The organism is Pseudomonas sp. B20(2017), from assembly GCF_002113125.1.
GTDB lineage: Bacteria > Pseudomonadota > Gammaproteobacteria > Pseudomonadales > Pseudomonadaceae > Aquipseudomonas.
The window spans coordinates 110072-128924 of sequence record NZ_NEJP01000001.1 but is presented as its reverse complement, the minus strand read 5'-3'; the positions used below and the strand labels follow the sequence as shown (position 1 = coordinate 128924).

Genomic DNA, 18853 nt, shown 5'->3' with positions numbered 1-18853 from the left:
GATGCGCTGAGAAAGTCCGAGTCGCTAAACCCGATCGCTGATTCGTCAGCGACCGATCCACAATAAAACCCGACCCCAAAGCGCACAAGCCGGCGGATTCTGGCGTAGCTGTAGGTAACGGCGCAAGAATTCGTAGCCTCGAAGGCGTGTCTTGAGGTGTCTTTTAAACGCCAGAATTTAAAAGTCACGGGTGCCGTCGGTCTGAAATGTCCCGCGACCTGTTAGTTCTGACAGTAGACGCGTGTTGTTCCCAGGCGCCCTATAAACCCGGAATTCGCGCCGCTGCCTCTTCGCACTCTGCGAACGCAGCGGCTGATAACTCACTCATTGGAAATCCGGGGTAGATCATGACAAGGCGCGTTTACCGAAAACTGCCGGGCATGGAGATGGAGTTCGTTTCAGGGAAGCTGGAAAGGGACGCAGGAGAGCGGGCCATCTTCTATGAGGTGACGTTCGACCTGAAGCTGGACTTTCTCAACTTTCGGGTCATGGCCAATCAGTTCATTGCCAATTATCTGGATAATCCCATCAATGCGATCCGGCCTGAACTGACCGGGCTTGCGTATCACTACTCCTACAACTACTTCTTTGATGCGGCCGGTAATATCAGCAATAACCCGTCGTTGTTCGCTCTATTCTCCGACCCTGGTTATTACATGGACCAGTGGGCGAGTGATGGCGGGCCCATAGAGCGGCGATATGGAAAACCCTCGTTCACGGTGGTTGGCAACCAATTGCGCATCACGATACGGCAATACTTTCGGCTGGATGCGGGGGCTCCTCCGATCGAAATCGGCGACCTGCCATTCATAAGTTTCGAATGGGCTCTGAATCTGATGGAAGGTCATGTGGACTCCGCTGGCGTCGCGCCTGTCACCATGGTGGTGCTGATGTATACGCAGGAGGACTTTGTCGATGTCGGCGGTAACAACGTGTTCAGAGGCACGCGCTATCTGGATAATCCAGCCCTCTCTTTCGGTCCGATCACTGCGGCGCACATTCTGGTAGCCAGTTGACTGTCGAGGCTCCACCTCAGTGAGCATTGCTGAATAGGGGCGGACGCACGACGTGCGTGCCGCCCATTTGTGCATTCATCACCGCTTCCGTTTCACGCCTTGGCAAACGTTGGAAGGCTTCTTGCGGTAGCCGCCGTATCTCTCAAGCCTTTACACGGGGTTCGGCGACGGTGGTATCTCCAGATTATCCAGCACCCGATTCACTGCCAGCTCGCCGAGCATGATCAGTTGCGCAATCCCCACCAGCGTTCTGCGCTGCGAGGCGGGCATGAGGTGGGTGAAGTCATTGACGATGGTTCTGGCTGAAGCCAGGGTTTCGCAGGCATCGGCCAGCAGCTCTTCGTTTTTGAAGTCTGCGGTGACGGCGTATATTTTGCGGGCCTTGCGCGGTGGTGGCGTGGAGCCGGGCGGGCAGAGATAGTGATCGAGGGCGCGGTCGGCGGCTTCGTGAAGCTTTCTGGAATCGGCGGATTCGTAGGGCGAGGCGGGATCGGTTTCGGGCGGGTTGGGTGTTGGTTTGATCATGGTGAAGCTCCTATAAAGTGGAGCCGCCCGGAACTGTCGCTAAACAGTAAGGTGGCGGCTGTACGCGGGTTAGCGAACCGGTTATAGGCACCCGGCAGACCCGAGGGTCTCCCGCATACAGCCACCATAGCGGAGTTGCAGACATTGAATCTGCGACAAGGCATCGAGCGCTGGTGCACCTATTTATGATTCGAGTCGCTAAACCCGATCGCTGATTCGTCAGCGACCGATCCACAATAGAACCCGCCCCCAAGGCGCACAAGCCGGCGGATTCTGGCGTAGCTGTAGGCAATGGCGCAAGGATTCGTGGCCTGTAAGGCGTGTCTGGAGGTGTCTTTTAAACGCCGGAGTTTAATAGGTGAAAGATAGCGTGACTCTCTCTGAGAGCTATCCCATCAGACCCTTAGGGATTCGTCGTTACGCCGAGCATGGCGACATGCGCAATGCTCAGCGATATGACTGCAAAGGAGAAGCCGCTCAATGGAACATTGTGAAGTTATCCAAGTACGAGGCGGATGCTCCAATGGTTATATCTATAAATTTAATTTCTTTATTTGGTGTTTCTGTAATGTTAACCCATGCTCGTCTTTGTTCATCATATGGTGGGGTGGACTGAGTTTTAATTGGTTGTAGGTTTTCGTCATAGCATTTGTATGATGACGGGGTGTTAAAGTTTGTGGCAGTGCCGAATCTAATGCTTTTTGCTGGGTGGCTTAGTGTGATTCTTATAGTGGTGTCGGGGTACGTGAATAAATGCACTCCGCTTATATGAGGGGTATAACGAGTGGAGAGATGAGAGATGTGTAAAAGTCCTGCTACTACCTTAACGGTCATGCTGGGGAGCTTCTCTTCATCGCCAGGCTGCATGTATTGTTCTCTAGCTGTCTCAAAATCCTCTGAAGTCATTAAAGTGTTTTTCAATAGCTTTAAAGTCAAATTCGGAAAAATAACGGGCGTCGAATTGTCGGTGGCGCCTGGCAATACTTCAAAGGATACTGTGAATTCAGTGTCATGCTTCAGGGATGATAGTTGTTCTCTAGTTAGCGTTTCCTTTATTCCAGAGGTTATTTCTGGATCGGTTATTTTGTGGTTGGTCAATATCGGGATTGTGTGGTCGTTATTGTTATTGTCTTTTCCCGAAAGTTTTAGTTGCACAATGTTATCCGTGCTGATGCCTGTCCACGCCCGCACGGTAACCTCAGCGTTTCCTTGAAAAGAATTCAAATCCAGCACTTTGTCATCCGGTGCCTGTGGAATTTTTGGCGAGGGTAGCCGCGCATCTCCATCCGCGATCTTCAACAATGTCACCTTGGTCGCATCTGACTTACCCGCTTGTCCACCATTGCGATTCAAATTCCAGCGAAACTCGATCACTTTTCCATGCCGCGCGGAGAGAAACGCCGGGCTCAACACCGTGTTCACCCGCTTATTGCTGTTGAACTCCACCAGCGGAAACTGTGGCGAACCTGCTGGCGGATTGACTTCCACCAGTCGTGCGCGGTCTCCTTCCAGTGCGCCAAGATACTCGATGCGCACTGTCACCCCGTCGGGATAGGCCAGCACATCAATCGGATCAACGGCCGGTGCCACCAGTGTTGGCGGCTCCAAATCGACCGGGGCGGTTTCTGTCACCGTTGCGGTAGCTGTGTTGGAAATCCCCACCAAACCAACTGTGGGCCTGTGCAATTTATAATTCGCAGTCACCTTGCTGCCAGCGAAGACCTTGTCATTGGGCACTTCAAGGAAACAGGGCAGTTTCCCAATGAAGGGATCCTCTTCGACTTTGCCCCGGACTACCACGGGGTCGGATTGCCCTGTAGTGGTATAGGTCGCCACAATCTCGTCACCCACCACAAAGCGGTTGTCTTTGGTGATCACGACCAGCAGCAATGGATTACCCGCCAGTTTTTCCAGATCAATGATGCTCGCGTCATCACCGGGATAGTCCTCTTTACGTTCAAGCAGAATTGGCATTGGAAGTAAAACGCCATCCAGGTCCTCATCCACCGTCTGTACCGGCGACCACGGTGCATCAGTGTCCGGGCCGTTGCCGATCTGGTCGGTGACGGTGTAGGAAAAATGCAGTTTTTTGTCCTGACGTTTCGCCTCGTCCAGAAAGGCGCGGGTGATGGTGAAGCAACTGGTAATGGGGATTTCGTCACCGGGATTCGGTGGTTGCGGCGCCTGATTCGGATTGACCTTGGGCTTGGGCTCCAGCAGTTCGCCATTGCACTTGAGGGTAATGAGGTCATACGCCCGGCAATATGGATAGGCCACACACACTTCGGCGCTGACGAAATCCGGGCCGACGCCGTTCTTGATCGCGTCAGGCAGAAGGAGCTTGAGTTCAGAGTGGCCGCCGGGGTCGGTCAGGCGATCCTTCAGGCCGGGACGGATGCGGTTATAGAGTATTTCGAGCGGGGGCGTGGACGTCCCTAAATTGCTGCTTCCACGCCTGATCGTGTAGTACAGCTTGTTGACCCGGTCCGGATGTAGTCGACCCTTGGGAATACGCAGCGTGGTGCGTGCGTTCGGATCGACAATGGTTTCGCTGTCCAGTGCTGCCGGTTCCCCCTCAAGCCAAAGCTCCATGACGTCTCCGGGATCCATGGTGCCCGTCGACGGCGGATCGACGAGAACGACTGCACCTTCACCATCGGTGACCAGATCATAGGCGACCAAGGGCACTCCGATATGTGCACCTTCCACGGGCGTGGTCTGGCCATTGACGATTGGCGGATAGAGAACGAAAACGGTGTTGTCCGGTGGGGTTGAAGTGGTCACGGATAAGGCTCCTGCGCGGTGGGAACGGGCAGGAGCTATCAGAGTGCTAAACGATGAATTTCGCACCTGTCAGATCTGACAGGTGACGGCGGTTTTGCGACGAGTGGTCGTGTACTGTATGAAAAAACCGCCGTCCCGGTTGATTCGGAACGGCGGTTCTTTTTGTCTGGAAAGATGTGTTGCCTGTAAGTCAGCCTTCGTGAGCAAGCTCACTCCCACAGGAGGGCATCAGTGGCGACGCTTTAATTCGGCAATTCCAGATTATCCAGCACCCGATTCACTGCCAGCTCGCCGAGCATGATCAATTGCGCAATACCCACCAGCGTTCTGCGCTGCGAGGCGGGCATGAGTTGGGTGAAGTCATTGACGATGGTTCTGGCTGAGGCCAGGGTTTCGCAGGCATCGACCAGCAGCTCTTCGTTTTTGAAGTCTGCGGTGACGGCATACATTCTGCGGTTTTTGCGCGGTGGTGGCGTGGAGCCGGGCGGGCAGAGATAGTGATCGAGGGCGCGGTCGGCGGCTTCGTGAAGCTTTCTGGAATCGGCGGATTCGTAGGGCGAGGCGGGGTCGGTTTCGGGTGGGTTGGGTGTGGGTTTGATCATGGTGAAGCTCCTTTGAAGTGGAGCCGCCAAATCCTGTCGCTAAACAGGAAGGGTGGCGGCTGTACGCGGGTTAGCGAACCGGTCAAAGGCACCCGGCAGACCACAAGGGTCTCCCGCATACAGCCACCATAACGAAATTGCAGACATACATATCCGCAACGAAGCCTGGAACGCAGGTGCACCTTTAAATTGAGCCGAGTCGCTAAAACCGATCGCTGATTCGTCAGCGACCGACCCACAATTGGACCCGACCCAAAGCGCACAAGCCGGCGGATTCTGGCGTAGCTGTAGGCAGTGGCGCAAGGATGCGTAGCCTGTAAGGCGTGTCTGGAGGTGTCTTTTAAACGCCTGGGTTTAAAAGGCATTTTGTGCCGGCTTCTCGGGCCCCTTCGCGAGCAGGCGACATCCCGGTCAGCAGAAAAATCACGCCAAAACCCCCTCTGCTTCAATGGCTATTAAATACGCGTCCCCTTTTTCCTTCAAATAAATGCGTCCCCTTTTTCCTCCAAGTGGTTAGCTGCTAAGTAAGTGCCATTCCAATACGCCCCTTTTTTCATTCGTCCTTTTTTCATTGATCATCGTAAATAATCCTATATAGCTCACAGAAGGCGGAATGTCTTACCGGAGCCTGCTTCTGGAGGAACGAAAAACTATAAAATGATTTTCCGTTTGGGATCGTTAACTGGATCAGGTGAGCGGCATTCGGACTGTATGGCACTTGATGTCTATGGATGTCTTTCCCGTCAATGTCGAAAAAAGTTATTTCACTTAAAATTGTGCCATGTGGCGGAGGTTTGTTGCTGTCGTCCGCATTTCCTAAATGTTGGGAGCCAATAACAGTGATTGTTCGAGCGCTCTCTCCCTTTAGATGTAAAACTACGCTGGGTGTACCATAAGTAGGTCCTGTATAAGCGCCGTTCGATAACGTAACTTGTGAGTGAGTAAGGAGTACGCTTGCATATGCCGTCGGATTTCCAGTGATAAATTTGACAGTCAAAGTCGCGTGCCCTAAGTCACGGACTGTACCATTCGGGAGATCGCCCTCAGGCCCCCAATAATCAATCGTCACGGGCCCACGTTTGCCCGCGACGGTATAAGTGCGTAGCGCAAGGAGCACAGCTTTTTCTTTGTCGGCGCTTCCATCCAGGCTGACGGCACCTTCTATCATCAGTTTACTGTCGTGCTTGAGCTCGTTGAGCCATTCAACAGGTGCCGATGCTGACATTCCATTTGCCGATGGATTAGGCTCTCCCTTCCGTACATCCTTACTAATCGAGTTGCCCTGCTTATCAGTTCCATTTAAGGTTATCCAGGTTGGTTGGCCTGCCTTTTGTAGGGGCCATTTATCCGAAAGAATCTGCGCTCCTTCGTCCAGTTTTCGAACATCCAATACCCCTCCTGTTTCTCCCGCAATGTTCAGTGGCGGGAAGCGCGGATCATTCTCAGCAATAGGGCTTATGATCAGTGTCAAGTTCTTTGATTCGCCGACTGGTTTTCCTTCTCGAATAAGTTCCCAGCGCAACTTGGTGCTTGTCCCGCGCCGTGACACTAAAAACTCGGGACTGAGTTTGAAGTTGGCGCGTTTGTTTTGATTGAACGCAGTTGGTAGAAACGGCTTGGCATCAGGAGGCGGATCAACCTCCAGCAGTCGAGCCTGGTCATTGGGTAGTGCCGCAAGGTGCTCGATGCGCACGGTGACTCCGTTTTCGTAGGACAGCACATCAATGGGGTTGGTCGCCGGTGCCACCAGTGTTGGTGGCATTAATGCAATCGGAGCACTCCCCGTCACCGTAGCGGTCGCCGGTATGGAAGTGCCCACCAGATCACCGTTCGGCTTGCGCAGTTCGTAAGTCACGATGACGTTGCTATCGGCAAAGATCTTGTTGTTCGGCACTTCAAGGATGCAGGGTTTTTTCTGCCCGAACGGATCCGCTTCGACTTTGCCGCTGACGGGTACCACCACATCGGCGGGTTGTCCCGTGTTTTTCGCTGTGTACGTCGCGTTGACTTCGTAGCCCACGACAAAGCGTGGGTCTATCGTCAGGACCACCAGCAGTAATGGCTTGCCTGCCAGTTTCTCCAGCTCAATTTTCTCGGCGTCGTCGCCGGGATAATCCACCATCTGCTCCAGCAGGATCGCCTTCGGCAAGCGCGTACCATCCAGGTCCTCATCAACCGTTTGCACCGGCGACCACGATGCGTCGGGGTCCGTGCCGTTGCCGATCTGATCGGTGCCGGTGTAGGAAAAATTCAGTTTCTGATCCAGTCGTTTCGCGCGATCCAGGAAAGCGCGACCCACGATGAAACAAAACGTGATCGGTTCTTCGGAACCGGGATCGGGCGGTTGTGGTGCCTGGTCCTTACCCACAAAGGCCTTCATCAGTTCGCCATTGCATTTGAGGTCGATACGGTCGTAGGCACGGCCGTATGGATGAGAGACGCAGACTTCGGCGCTGACGAAATCCGGGCCGACACCGCTTTTGATCGCGTCTGGCAGCAGCAGTTTGAGTTCGGAGTGACCGCCGGGCACGGTCAATCGGTCTTTCAGGCCGAGACGGATGAAGTTGTAAAGCACGGTGAGTGGCGGGGAGGTGCCAATATTGCTGCTGCCACGCTTAATGGTATAGAGCACCTCGTTGACCCGGTCCGAATGCAACCGGTCTTTGGGTAGGCGCAAGATGGTCTTGGCGCTTGGATCACTGATGGTTTCGCTGTCCAGTACCGCTTCATCATCCTTGAGCCAAAGCTCTATGACATCCCCGGGATGAGTGGTGCCAGACAATGGTGGGTCGACGATTACAACGGCGCCCTCGCCGTCGGCCACCAGCTCATAGGCGGCCTTCGACAAGCCAACCATTGCGCCTGCAACGGGCTCAGTCTGGCCATTGATCTTTGGCGGACTGAGCGCGAGAACGATGTTTTCCGGCGGGGTTGAGGTGGTCATGGGGTGGGGCTCCTGAGTGGTGGGAGTGCAGGAGATATCAAAACGCCGTGTGGGGAATTACACACCTGTCAGATCTGACAGGTGGCGACGGATGGTCATCGATGAGCGGGGCAAAAAACAAAAAAATGCATGCTGCGCAGTTAATTGGAAGGCTTCTTGCAGTAGCCGCCCTGCGCCTGCTTCGGGCGTCAAAAGTTTGCTTTAAAGGAACGGGGAAAACCGGTGGATCGCTCTCAGTTAATCAACAGTGCTCGCTCGAACATTGCCGACCTCAGTCGGGGCAATCTGGGTGTGCCGCTGTTGCTGCTGGTCATGCTGGCGATGATGATGTTGCCGGTGCCGCCGTTCCTGCTCGACGTGTTCTTCACTTTCAACATTGCCTTGTCGATCGTCGTGCTGCTGGTCTGCGTGTACGCCTTGCGGCCACTGGATTTCGCAGTGTTCCCGACGATCCTGCTGGTGGCGACGCTGTTGCGACTGGCGCTGAACGTGGCGTCGACCCGGGTGGTGATGCTCCACGGTCAGGACGGCCACGCCGCTGCCGGTAAGGTGATCCAGGCCTTCGGTGAGGTGGTGATCGGCGGTAACTACGTGGTCGGTATCGTGGTCTTCGCGATCTTGATGATCATCAACTTCGTCGTGGTAACCAAGGGTGCCGGCCGGATCTCCGAGGTGAGCGCGCGTTTCACCCTCGATGCGATGCCCGGCAAACAAATGGCGATCGACGCCGACCTCAACGCCGGCCTGATCGATCAGGCCCAGGCCAAGGCCCGTCGTCAGGAAGTGGCTCAAGAGGCAGAGTTCTACGGTTCGATGGACGGTGCCAGCAAGTTCGTGCGCGGTGACGCCATCGCTGGTTTGCTGATTCTGTTCATCAACCTGATCGGCGGCATGGCCGTCGGTATCTTCCAGCACAACATGAGCTTCGCCGACGCGGGCAAGGTTTACGCCTTGCTGACCATCGGTGACGGTTTAGTGGCGCAATTGCCATCACTGTTGTTATCTACAGCGGCGGCGATCATGGTGACCCGTGCTTCCGGCTCGGAAGACATGGGCAAGCAGATCAATCGCCAGATGTTCGCCTCGCCCAAAGCGCTGGCGGTGGCTGCCGGTCTGATGGCGGTCATGGGCCTGGTGCCGGGCATGCCGCACTTCTCGTTCCTGAGCATGGCTGCCCTGGCTGCCGGTGGCGCTTACCTGTTCTGGAAGAAGCAGAACGTGGCCAAGGTCGTCGCGCTGGAAGAGGTCAAGCGTCAACAGGAACTGCTGCCGTCGCCGGCCCGCGCCATGGAAACCAAGGAGCTGGGCTGGGACGATGTGACCCCGATCGACATGATCGGCCTGGAAGTCGGCTACCGCCTGATTCCGCTGGTGGACCGTAACCAGGGCGGGCAATTGCTGGCGCGGATCAAGGGCGTGCGCAAGAAGCTTTCGCAGGATCTGGGCTTCCTGATGCCGACCGTGCACATCCGCGACAACCTCGACTTGGCGCCGAGTGCCTACCGCCTGACCCTGATGGGCGTGATCCTGGCCGAGGCCGAGATTTACCCGGATCGCGAACTGGCGATCAACCCGGGGCAGGTCTACGGCACGCTTAACGGCATTACCGCCAAAGACCCGGCTTTCGGCCTGGAGGCGGTGTGGATTGAAGTCAGCCAGCGCGCGCAGGCGCAATCGCTCGGTTACACCGTGGTCGATGCCAGCACCGTGGTTGCGACACACTTGAACCAGATTCTGTACAAGCACTCCAGCGAGCTGATCGGCCACGAAGAAGTACAGCAACTGATGCAATTGCTGGCCAAGAGCTCGCCGAAGCTGGCCGAAGAGCTGGTGCCGGGCGTGGTGTCGCTGTCGCAGCTGCTCAAAGTATTGCAGGCGTTGCTGGCCGAACACGTGCCGGTGCGCGATATCCGCAGCATTGCCGAAGCCATCGCCAACAATGCCGCCAAGAGTCAAGATACCGCCGCTTTGGTGGCCGCTGTGCGGGTCGGCGTTTCCCGTGCCATCGTCCAAAGCATTGTAGGGACTGAGTCGGAGCTGCCAGTTATCACGCTGGAGCCAAGGTTGGAACAAATATTGCTCAATAGTCTGCAGAAGGCAGGACAAGGCTCGGAAGAGGGCGTTCTGCTGGAGCCGAGCATGGCCGAGAAGCTGCAGCGTTCGCTGATCGAAGCGGCGCAGCGCCAGGAAATGCAAGGTCAGCCGGTGATCCTGTTGGTAGCAGGCCCGGTTCGCGCGATGCTCTCGCGCTTTGGTCGCCTGGCAGTTCCCGGACTGCATGTGCTGGCCTACCAGGAAATTCCGGACAACAAGCAAGTGACCATCGTTGCGACAGTAGGGCCCAACGGCTGAGGTAGTGGTTTATGCAAGTTAAGCGTTTTTTCGCCGCCGATATGCGTCAGGCCATGAAGCTGGTTCGTGATGAGCTGGGCGCTGATGCCGCCATCATTGGCAACCGCCGCATTGCCGGCGGCGTCGAGCTGACGGCGGCGCTCGATTACAAACTGTCGGCGCTGGCCCCGCGCGTTCCGAACATGGAACTCGAGGATGAGCTGCGCAAGACTCAGTCGCGCATCGTCACCGCCCAGGCCGAACTGAGCCTGCGTGGCGAAGCCGACGGCAACACCAATCGCCAGCTGTTCGCCGGGCTGCCGTTGACGGCCGGCCTGCCGCTGACCGCTGCCGAGCCGCTGACCGAACCGACCTACGAAGCGCCGGCCCGTCCAGCCCCGGCGCCAGCACCCGCTGCTGCTGGTGTTGACCCGCGTGCGCTGGACTCGATGCGTTTCGAGCTCAACAGCCTGCGCGAACTGATGGAAGTGCAACTCGGCACTCTGGCCTGGAACCAGCTGCAAGGCAGCCGTCCGGCCCAGGCCAATCTGTACCGTCGTCTGCAACGCATCGGTTTGTCCGGCCCGTTGTCCCGTGATCTGCTGTCGATGATCACCGAGATCGATGAGCCTCGTCAGGCCTGGCGCATGCTGCTGGCGCACCTGGCGCGGATGATTTCCGTACCCGAAGTCGAGCCGCTGGAAGAGGGCGGCGTGATTGCCATGGTCGGTCCTGCCGGCATGGGCAAGACCACCACCCTGGCCAAACTGGCCGCCCGCTACGTGCTCAAGTACGGCGCGCAGAACATCGCGCTGGTGAGCATGGACAGTTTCCGCATCGGCGCGCAGGAGCAGCTCAAGACCTTGGGCCGCATCCTCAATGTGTCGGTGACCCACGTCGATCCGGGCCAGTCCCTGGTGCAGGCGCTGGATCCACTGCTGCGCAAACGCGTGGTGCTGATCGATACCGCCGGCCTGCAAGCCAGCGATCCGGCGCTGCGCATGCAGCTGGAAAGTCTGGCCGGGCGTGGCATTCGGTCGAAAAATTATCTGGTGCTGGCAACCACCAGCCAGAAACAGGTTCTAACCGCCGCTTATCACAGTTACAAGCGTTGCGGGCTGGCCGGGTGCATCCTGACTAAACTGGATGAGACGGCCAGCCTTGGCGAAGTGCTGAGCCTGGCGATCAGTCACGAACTGCCGGTCGCCTACCTGACCGATGGGCCGCGTATTCCGGATGATCTGCATCTGCCGCGCCGTCATCAACTGGTCAGCCGCGCCGTCAGTGTGCAAATGCAGGAAGAACCCAGCGAAGAAGCCATGGCTGACATGTTCGCTGATATCTACCACAGCCCGACCAAGCAGGTTGGCTGAGGTAATGAACCGTTTTTGTACCTACATCGATGGTCTGCCATGCATTGTTCCGGTTGTGAACGCGCAGCCAGTAATGTGGCCTCCGTCTATGCAAGACAAGGTAAAGAAATAACATGGGCAGCATGCATCCCGTACAGGTGATCGCGGTGACCGGCGGCAAAGGTGGCGTCGGCAAGACTAATGTGTCAGTGAACTTGTCCCTGGCGCTGGCAGAGCTTGGCCGTCGGGTCATGCTGCTGGACGCCGACCTGGGGCTGGCGAACGTCGACGTTCTGCTGGGCCTCACACCCAAGCGCACCCTGGCCGACGTGATCGAAGGCCGCTGCGAGCTGCGCGACGTGCTGTTGCAAGGCCCCGGCGGGATCCGCATCGTGCCGGCCGCTTCCGGCACCCAGAGCATGGTTCACCTGAGCCCGGCCCAGCATGCCGGCCTGATTCAGGCGTTCAGCGACATCGGCGACAATCTCGACGTGCTGGTGATCGACACCGCTGCGGGTATTGGTGACTCGGTAGTCAGTTTCGTTCGCGCTGCGCAAGAAGTGTTGCTGGTGGTCTGCGACGAGCCGACCTCGATCACCGACGCCTACGCGCTGATCAAACTGCTCAACCGCGATTACGGCATGAACCGCTTCCGCGTCCTGGCCAACATGGCCCAGAGCCCGCAGGAAGGTCGCAATCTGTTCGCCAAGTTGACCAAGGTCACGGATCGCTTCCTCGACGTCGCCCTACAATACGTCGGCGCGGTGCCCTACGACGAAAGCGTGCGCAAGGCGGTGCAGAAGCAGCGTGCGGTCTATGAAGCCTTCCCGCGTTCCAAGTGCGCACTGGCGTTCAAGGCGATCGCACAGAAGGTCGACACCTGGCCGCTGCCCGCCAACCCGCGTGGCCATCTCGAATTTTTCGTCGAGCGCCTCGTGCAGCAAACGGCAGGACCTGTGCTATGACCGCCAGCGGTATGAACCTTTACAAAAAGTCGGCGCGTGACGCGCAGTACGAGCTGATCGAGCGTTACGCGCCACTGGTCAAACGCATTGCTTACCACTTGCTGGCGCGATTGCCGGCCAGTGTGCAGGTCGAAGACCTGATCCAGGCCGGGATGATCGGCCTGCTCGAAGTCTCGACCAAATACGACGCCAGCAAGGGCGCCAGTTTTGAAACGTACGCGGGCATCCGGATCCGTGGCGCGATGCTTGATGAAGTGCGCAAAGGGGACTGGGCACCGCGCTCGGTTCACCGCAATACCCGTATGGTCAGCGACGCGATTCGTGCAATTGAAGCTAAAACCGGCCGTGACGCTAAAGATCACGAGGTTGCGGCCGAACTCCAATTGAGTCTCGACGATTACTACGGGATTTTGAACGACACCCTGGGCAGCCGGCTGTTCAGTTTCGACGACCTGTTGCAGGACGGCGAACACGAAGGGCTGCACGAGGATGGCGCCAGTGCTCATCTGGAACCGTCGCGCGATCTGGAAGACGAACGCTTCCAGGCAGCGCTGGCGGACGCGATTGCCAATTTGCCGGAGCGTGAGCGACTGGTGTTGGCGCTGTACTACGACGAAGAGCTGAACCTCAAGGAAATCGGTGAAGTCCTTGGCGTCAGTGAATCGCGGGTCAGCCAGTTACACAGCCAGTGCGCGGCCCGCTTGCGGGGGCGTTTGGGGGAGTGGCGAGCGCGCTGAAGGCAGTGTGGGGACACTGCGAACGAGGCTGGTGCGGTGGTGAACGGCACCGGTCTCGATCTGTTGTGCTCCAGACAGTCATCGAGTGTTTTGCCGGATTGATTGAAATGGCGCGTCCAGGTGCTGGGCGCGTTTAAGACTGCTTGGAGGTCGAATTGAACAAAGACATGAAAATCCTCATCGTTGATGACTTCTCAACGATGCGGCGGATCATCAAGAACCTGTTGCGTGATCTCGGGTTCACCAACACCGTTGAAGCCGACGATGGCACCACTGCCATTCCGGTGCTCAACAGCGGCAGCATCGACTTTCTGGTAACGGACTGGAACATGCCAGGCATGACCGGTATCGACCTGCTGCGCCACGTGCGCGCCGATGAAAAACTCAAGCACCTTCCCGTGCTGATGGTGACTGCTGAAGCCAAGCGCGAGCAGATCATCGAAGCGGCCCAGGCCGGCGTGAACGGCTATGTGGTCAAACCTTTCACGGCCCAGGCGTTGAAAGAAAAGATCGAGAAGATTTTCGAACGCATCGGCTGATGACGCGCGGGGGAGCTATGGAGCACAACGAATCTTCACAGGGCGATTTTGAGTCGACCCTGAAAAAACACGCGGTCGAACTGGTCGAGAGCCTTGAAAAGGGCAAGTTCGGCGAAGCCGTGCAACTGATCCATGAGCTCAATCAGACCCGTGACCGTGGCCTGTACCAGGAAGTGGGCAAGCTCACGCGTGAATTGCACAGTGCGATCGTCAATTTCCAGATCGATCCGCACATGCCTCAGGCCGAGGAAGTGTCGCAGATCACTGATGCGACCGAACGCTTGGGCTACGTGGTCAAGCTGACCGAAAACGCTGCCAACCGCACCATGGATCTGGTGGAAAGCGCGACCCCTGTGGTCAATGGCCTGGCTGACGAAGCCCAGGCCTTGAGCGCCGATTGGGGCCGCTTCATGCGCCGTGAGGTCGGGGCTGAAGAGTTCCGTGAACTGGCGCGCCGGGTCGACGGTTTTCTGGCACGCAGCAGTGCGGACAACCGCGCGGTGTCGAGCAATCTGAACGACATTCTGCTCGCCCAGGATTACCAGGACCTCACAGGTCAAGTGATCAAGCGCGTGACCCAATTGGTCACCGAAGTCGAAAGCAACCTGCTCAAACTCGTACTCATGGCCAGCCAGGTGGACCGCTTTGCGGGCATCGAGCATGACCGTGCGGCGATGCTTGCTGAAAAAGATCCACAAAAACATCTCTCGCAGGGTGAAGGTCCGCAGATTCATGCCGATAAACGAGAAGACGTTGTGTCCGGTCAGGACGATGTGGACGATTTGCTATCCAGCCTTGGATTTTGAGTTTTTTTGGGTTTTTAGACCTGTAGGAGCACCCCATTAATGAGCTTCGGCGCCGATGAAGAGATCCTTCAGGATTTCCTGGTTGAGGCCGGCGAGATTCTTGAGCAACTGTCCGAACAACTGGTCGAGCTGGAAAGCCGCCCGGATGACGCAGATCTGCTCAACGCAATTTTTCGCGGTTTCCACACTGTAAAAGGGGGCGCCGGCTTCCTTCAGCTCAACGAGCTGGTGGAGTGCTGTCACATCGCCGAAAACGTGTTCGACATCCTGCGCAAGGGTGAGCGTCGCGTAGATGCAGAACTGATGGACGTGGTGCTTGAAGCGCTGGACGCGGTGAACAGCATGTTCGGCGAAGTCCGCGATCGCAGCCCGATCACTGCGGCTACCCCGGAACTGCTGGCCGCTCTGTCGCGCCTGGCCGAACCGCAATCGGCGGATGAAGCCCCGGCGTCGCCCGTTGCCGAGATGATCGAAGAGCTGGTCGTTGAAAACGAAACCGGCGACTCCGGCGACATCACCGATAACGAATTTGAACAGTTGCTGGACTCGCTGAGCGCCGTCAAGGCTGAAGCCGAAGCTCCGGCGGCTGCCGCCGCGCCTGCTTCCGACGCGGCGGCCAGCGATGAAATCACCGACGCCGAGTTCGAGTCGCTGCTCGACCAGTTGCATGGCAAGGGCCAGTTCGCGGCCGACGCCGTGGCCCCGGCGGCCGCTACCCCGGCGGCTCCGGCAGCGGGCGACAGCTCGGACATCACCGACGACGAATTCGAAGCCTTGCTCGATCAGTTGCACGGCAAGGGCAACTTTGCCGTCGATGCGCTGGAGTCGGCGATTGCTTCGGTTCCTGCGACGACTGCTCCGGCAGCCGCTGCGGCCGGTAGCGATCTGATCACCGACCACGAGTTCGAAGCGCTGCTCGACGATCTGCATGGCAAAGGCAAGTTCACTGATGTCGCCACCGGCGCCGTCGTGACCGCCGGTAATGCTTCTGCTGTTGCAGCGCCCGCTGCCAAGGCCCCGGCCGCTGCGGCAAAACCTGCTGCAAAAGCGCCTGAGCCGAAAGCCGAACCGGCCAAGCCAGCCGCCGCTGCGGCACCGGCTCCGGCCCGTGCTCCGGCGACTCCGCCACCGGAAAAACCGGCGAGCGAAGCCGAGACCACCGTTCGCGTTGATACCGCGCGTCTCGACGAAATCATGAACATGGTCGGCGAGCTGGTGCTGGTGCGTAACCGTCTGGTGCGTCTTGGCCTGAACAGCGGCGACGAAGCCATGCAAAAGGCTGTGTCGAACCTCGACGTGGTCACCGCCGACTTGCAGACCTCGGTGATGAAGACGCGGATGCAGCCGATCAAGAAGGTTTTCGGCCGTTTCCCGCGTCTGGTTCGCGACCTGGCACGTCAGCTCAAGAAAGAAATCAACCTGGAACTGGTGGGCGAAGAGACCGACCTCGACAAGAACCTCGTCGAGGCACTGGCCGACCCGCTGGTCCACTTGGTGCGCAACGCGGTCGACCACGGCATCGAGTCGCCGGAAGAACGCGAAGCCTCGGGCAAGGCCCGTGGCGGCAAGGTGATCCTGGCTGCTGAACAGGAAGGCGACCACATCCTGCTGTCGATCTCCGACGACGGCAAAGGCATGGACCCGAACGTCCTGCGCGCCATCGCCGTGAAACGCGGTGTGATGGACAAGGATGCCGCCGATCGCCTGAGCGACACCGAGTGCTACAACCTGATTTTCGCCCCGGGCTTCTCGACCAAGACCGAGATCTCCGACGTGTCCGGCCGCGGTGTCGGCATGGACGTGGTGAAGACCAAGATTTCCCAGCTCAATGGTTCGATCAACATCTACTCGACCAAGGGCCAGGGCTCGAAGATCGTCATCAAGGTGCCGCTGACGCTGGCGATCATGCCGACCCTGATGGTAATGCTCGGCAACCAGGCGTTCGCGTTCCCGCTGGTGAACGTGAACGAGATCTTCCACCTCGACCTGTCGACCACCAACGTGGTGGACGGCCAGGAAGTGGTGATCGTGCGGGACAAGGCGCTGCCATTGTTCTACCTCAAGCGCTGGCTGGTCAGCTCCGCCGCTCACGAAGAGCAGCGCGAAGGCCATGTGGTGATCCTTTCGGTGGGCACCCAGCGGATCGGCTTCGTCGTCGATCAACTGGTCGGCCAGGAAGAAGTGGTCATCAAGCCATTGGGCAAGATGCTCCAGGGAACTCCGGGCATGTCCGGCGCCACCATCACCGGTGACGGCCGCATTGCACTGATTCTCGATGTTCCGAGCATGCTCAAGCGTTACGCCGCACGGCGTATTTGAATCCGGGGCGGCGGGGCGACAACGTCCCGCTGCACCTAATGGAGTGTTTATGGCAGTCAAAGTCCTGGTGGTGGACGATTCGGGTTTTTTCCGCCGCCGCGTCTCGGAAATTCTTTCAGCGGATCCGAGCATCCAGGTTGTCGGCACGGCAACCAACGGTAAAGAGGCGATCGATCAGGCCCTGGCCCTCAAGCCGGACGTGATCACCATGGACTACGAGATGCCGATGATGGATGGCATCACGGCCGTGCGGCATATCATGCAGCGCTGCCCGACCCCGGTGTTGATGTTCTCCTCGCTGACGCACGAAGGCGCCCGGGTCACCCTGGATGCGCTCGATGCCGGCGCGGTGGATTTCCTGCCGAAGAATTTCGAAGACATCTCCCGCAATCCGGAGAAGGTCAAGCAACTGCTGTGCGAGAAGGTTCACAGCATCTCGCGCAGCAACCGTCGTTTCAGTGCTTACAGTGCGCCGGCGCCCGCCGCTGCACCTGCGCCTGCGCCGACTCCAGCTGCTGCGCCGTCGAGCTTTGGCAGCCACAGCGCTCCGGCCCGCCCGGCACCTGCGCCTGCACCGACTCGCGCGCCAGCGGCCAGTGCTTCGTCGCCGGCCCCGAAACGCAAAAACTACAAGCTCGTGGCGATTGGTACATCGACCGGCGGCCCGGTTGCGCTGCAACGGGTTCTGACCCAGTTGCCGGCCAGTTTCCCGGCGCCAATCGTGCTGATCCAGCACATGCCGGCAGCCTTCACCAAGGCCTTCGCTGAACGTCTGGACAAGCTGTGCCGCATCAGCGTCAAGGAAGCCGAGGATGGCGACATCCTGCGTCCGGGGCTGGCGCTGCTGGCACCGGGTGGCAAGCAGATGATGATCGACGGCCGTGGTGCAGTGAAAATCCTGCCGGGCGACGAGCGTCTGAACTACAAGCCGTGCGTGGACATCACCTTCGGCTCTGCGGCCAAATCCTACAGCGACAAAGTTCTGGCGGTCGTACTGACCGGCATGGGCGCCGACGGGCGCGAAGGTGCACGCCTGCTCAAGCAGGGCGGCAGCACGATCTGGGCGCAGGACGAAGCCAGTTGCGTGATCTACGGCATGCCGATGGCCATCGTCAAAGCTGACCTCGCCGACGCGGTGTACAGCCTGGACGATATTGGCAAACACCTGGTCGAGGCATGCGTCTGATGGATGTTCTAAGCCTTATCGGGATCATCATGGCGTTCGTCGCCATCATCGGCGGCAATTACCTTGAAGGGGGGCACCTCGGCGCGCTGGCCAACGGCCCGGCGGCGCTGATCGTGCTCGGTGGCACCATCGGCGCTGCGCTGCTGCAATCGCCGATGAGCGCGTTCAAGCGCGCCATGCAGATTCTGGCCTGGATCTTTTTCCCGCCGCGTGTGGACCTGGCCGGCGGCATCGACCGCGTCGTCAACTGGAGCCTCACCGCCCGCAAGGAGGGCCTGCTGGGTCTGGAAGGCGTGGCGGATGCCGAGCCTGACGCCTATTCGCGCAAGGGCCTGCAACTGCTGGTCGACGGCGCCGAGCCGGAAGCGATCCGCAGCATTCTCGAAGTGGATTTCTACACTCAGGAAGCCCGCGACATTGAGGCCGCCAAAGTGTTTGAAAGCATGGGCGGCTATGCGCCGACCATCGGCATCATCGGTGCGGTGATGGGCCTGATCCACGTGATGGGCAACCTGGCCGATCCGTCGCAATTGGGCAACGGGATCGCGGTCGCGTTCGTCGCCACTATCTACGGTGTGGCCAGTGCCAACCTGGTGTTGCTGCCGGTTGCCGCCAAGCTCAAGTCAATCGCGTTGCGACAGTCGCGTTATCGCGAAATGTTGTTGGAAGGGATCTTGTCGATCGCTGAAGGTGAAAACCCACGCTCCATCGAGTTGAAGCTTCAGGGCTTCATGGATTAAGGGACTA

Annotated in this window: 14 protein-coding genes; 10 read left to right on the top strand and 4 right to left on the bottom strand. The window is 58.3% G+C overall.

The window, feature by feature from the left end; genetic code table 11:
- Nucleotides 1-347 precede the first annotated feature (347 nt).
- A complete protein-coding gene (locus CAF63_RS00640; RefSeq protein ID WP_085682988.1) occupies nt 348-1016 on the top strand; it encodes a hypothetical protein in 669 nt (222 codons plus the stop codon).
- Between the two features lie 150 nt (nt 1017-1166).
- On the opposite strand, the gene CAF63_RS00635 is transcribed toward CAF63_RS00640, so the two are convergent.
- The 4 genes from CAF63_RS00635 to CAF63_RS00620 form a co-directional block, all read right to left on the bottom strand.
- The gene (locus CAF63_RS00635) at nt 1167-1541 is read right to left on the bottom strand and encodes a DUF6124 family protein (RefSeq protein WP_085682987.1); all 375 of its coding nucleotides are present in this window, start codon (nt 1539-1541) and stop codon (nt 1167-1169) included.
- 477 nt (nt 1542-2018) lie between these two features.
- Nucleotides 2019-4325, bottom strand: coding sequence for a hypothetical protein (locus tag CAF63_RS00630; RefSeq protein ID WP_085682986.1), 2307 nt, complete (start codon nt 4323-4325; stop codon nt 2019-2021).
- Nucleotides 4326-4567: 242 nt separating this feature from the next.
- A complete protein-coding gene (locus CAF63_RS00625) occupies nt 4568-4927 on the bottom strand; it encodes a DUF6124 family protein (RefSeq protein WP_085682985.1) in 360 nt (119 codons plus the stop codon).
- Between the two features lie 568 nt (nt 4928-5495).
- Nucleotides 5496-7871, bottom strand: a complete 2376-nt coding sequence (locus tag CAF63_RS00620; RefSeq protein WP_085682984.1) for a hypothetical protein — start codon at nt 7869-7871, stop codon at nt 5496-5498.
- Between the two features lie 222 nt (nt 7872-8093).
- Here CAF63_RS00620 and flhA point away from each other — a divergent pair, with 222 nt between their 5' ends.
- The 9 genes from flhA to CAF63_RS00575 all read left to right on the top strand — a co-directional run bounded on the left by flhA (nt 8094) and on the right by CAF63_RS00575 (nt 18846).
- Nucleotides 8094-10223: a flagellar biosynthesis protein FlhA gene (flhA, locus tag CAF63_RS00615; protein ID WP_085682983.1), complete on the top strand. Its 2130-nt coding sequence runs from the start codon at nt 8094-8096 to the stop codon at nt 10221-10223.
- Nucleotides 10224-10234: 11 nt separating this feature from the next.
- A complete protein-coding gene (gene flhF / locus CAF63_RS00610) occupies nt 10235-11575 on the top strand; it encodes a flagellar biosynthesis protein FlhF (RefSeq protein WP_085682982.1) in 1341 nt (446 codons plus the stop codon).
- A gap of 113 nt (nt 11576-11688) precedes the next feature.
- Nucleotides 11689-12519 (top strand): flagellar synthesis regulator FleN, encoded by an 831-nt coding sequence (gene fleN / locus CAF63_RS00605; RefSeq protein ID WP_003222917.1) that lies wholly within the window; start codon nt 11689-11691, stop codon nt 12517-12519.
- Nucleotides 12516-13256 (top strand): RNA polymerase sigma factor FliA, encoded by a 741-nt coding sequence (fliA, locus tag CAF63_RS00600; protein ID WP_085682981.1) that lies wholly within the window; start codon nt 12516-12518, stop codon nt 13254-13256. The genes fleN and fliA overlap by 4 nt, the downstream gene beginning before the upstream one ends.
- A gap of 167 nt (nt 13257-13423) precedes the next feature.
- Complete coding sequence (locus tag CAF63_RS00595; protein ID WP_003183998.1) at nt 13424-13795, top strand: chemotaxis response regulator CheY; 372 nt, start codon at nt 13424-13426, stop codon at nt 13793-13795.
- A 17-nt stretch (nt 13796-13812) separates the two neighbouring features.
- Nucleotides 13813-14601: a protein phosphatase CheZ gene (locus CAF63_RS00590; protein ID WP_085682980.1), complete on the top strand. Its 789-nt coding sequence runs from the start codon at nt 13813-13815 to the stop codon at nt 14599-14601.
- A 39-nt stretch (nt 14602-14640) separates the two neighbouring features.
- The gene (locus CAF63_RS00585) at nt 14641-16920 is read left to right on the top strand and encodes a chemotaxis protein CheA (RefSeq protein ID WP_085682979.1); all 2280 of its coding nucleotides are present in this window, start codon (nt 14641-14643) and stop codon (nt 16918-16920) included.
- Between the two features lie 49 nt (nt 16921-16969).
- Nucleotides 16970-18106 (top strand): chemotaxis response regulator protein-glutamate methylesterase, encoded by a 1137-nt coding sequence (locus CAF63_RS00580; protein ID WP_085682978.1) that lies wholly within the window; start codon nt 16970-16972, stop codon nt 18104-18106.
- Nucleotides 18106-18846 carry a flagellar motor protein gene (locus CAF63_RS00575; RefSeq protein ID WP_085683348.1) on the top strand — a complete coding sequence of 247 codons (741 nt, stop codon included), beginning with the start codon at nt 18106-18108 and terminating at the stop codon, nt 18844-18846. Before CAF63_RS00580 ends, CAF63_RS00575 begins: the two co-directional genes overlap by 1 nt.
- Nucleotides 18847-18853 lie beyond the last annotated feature (7 nt).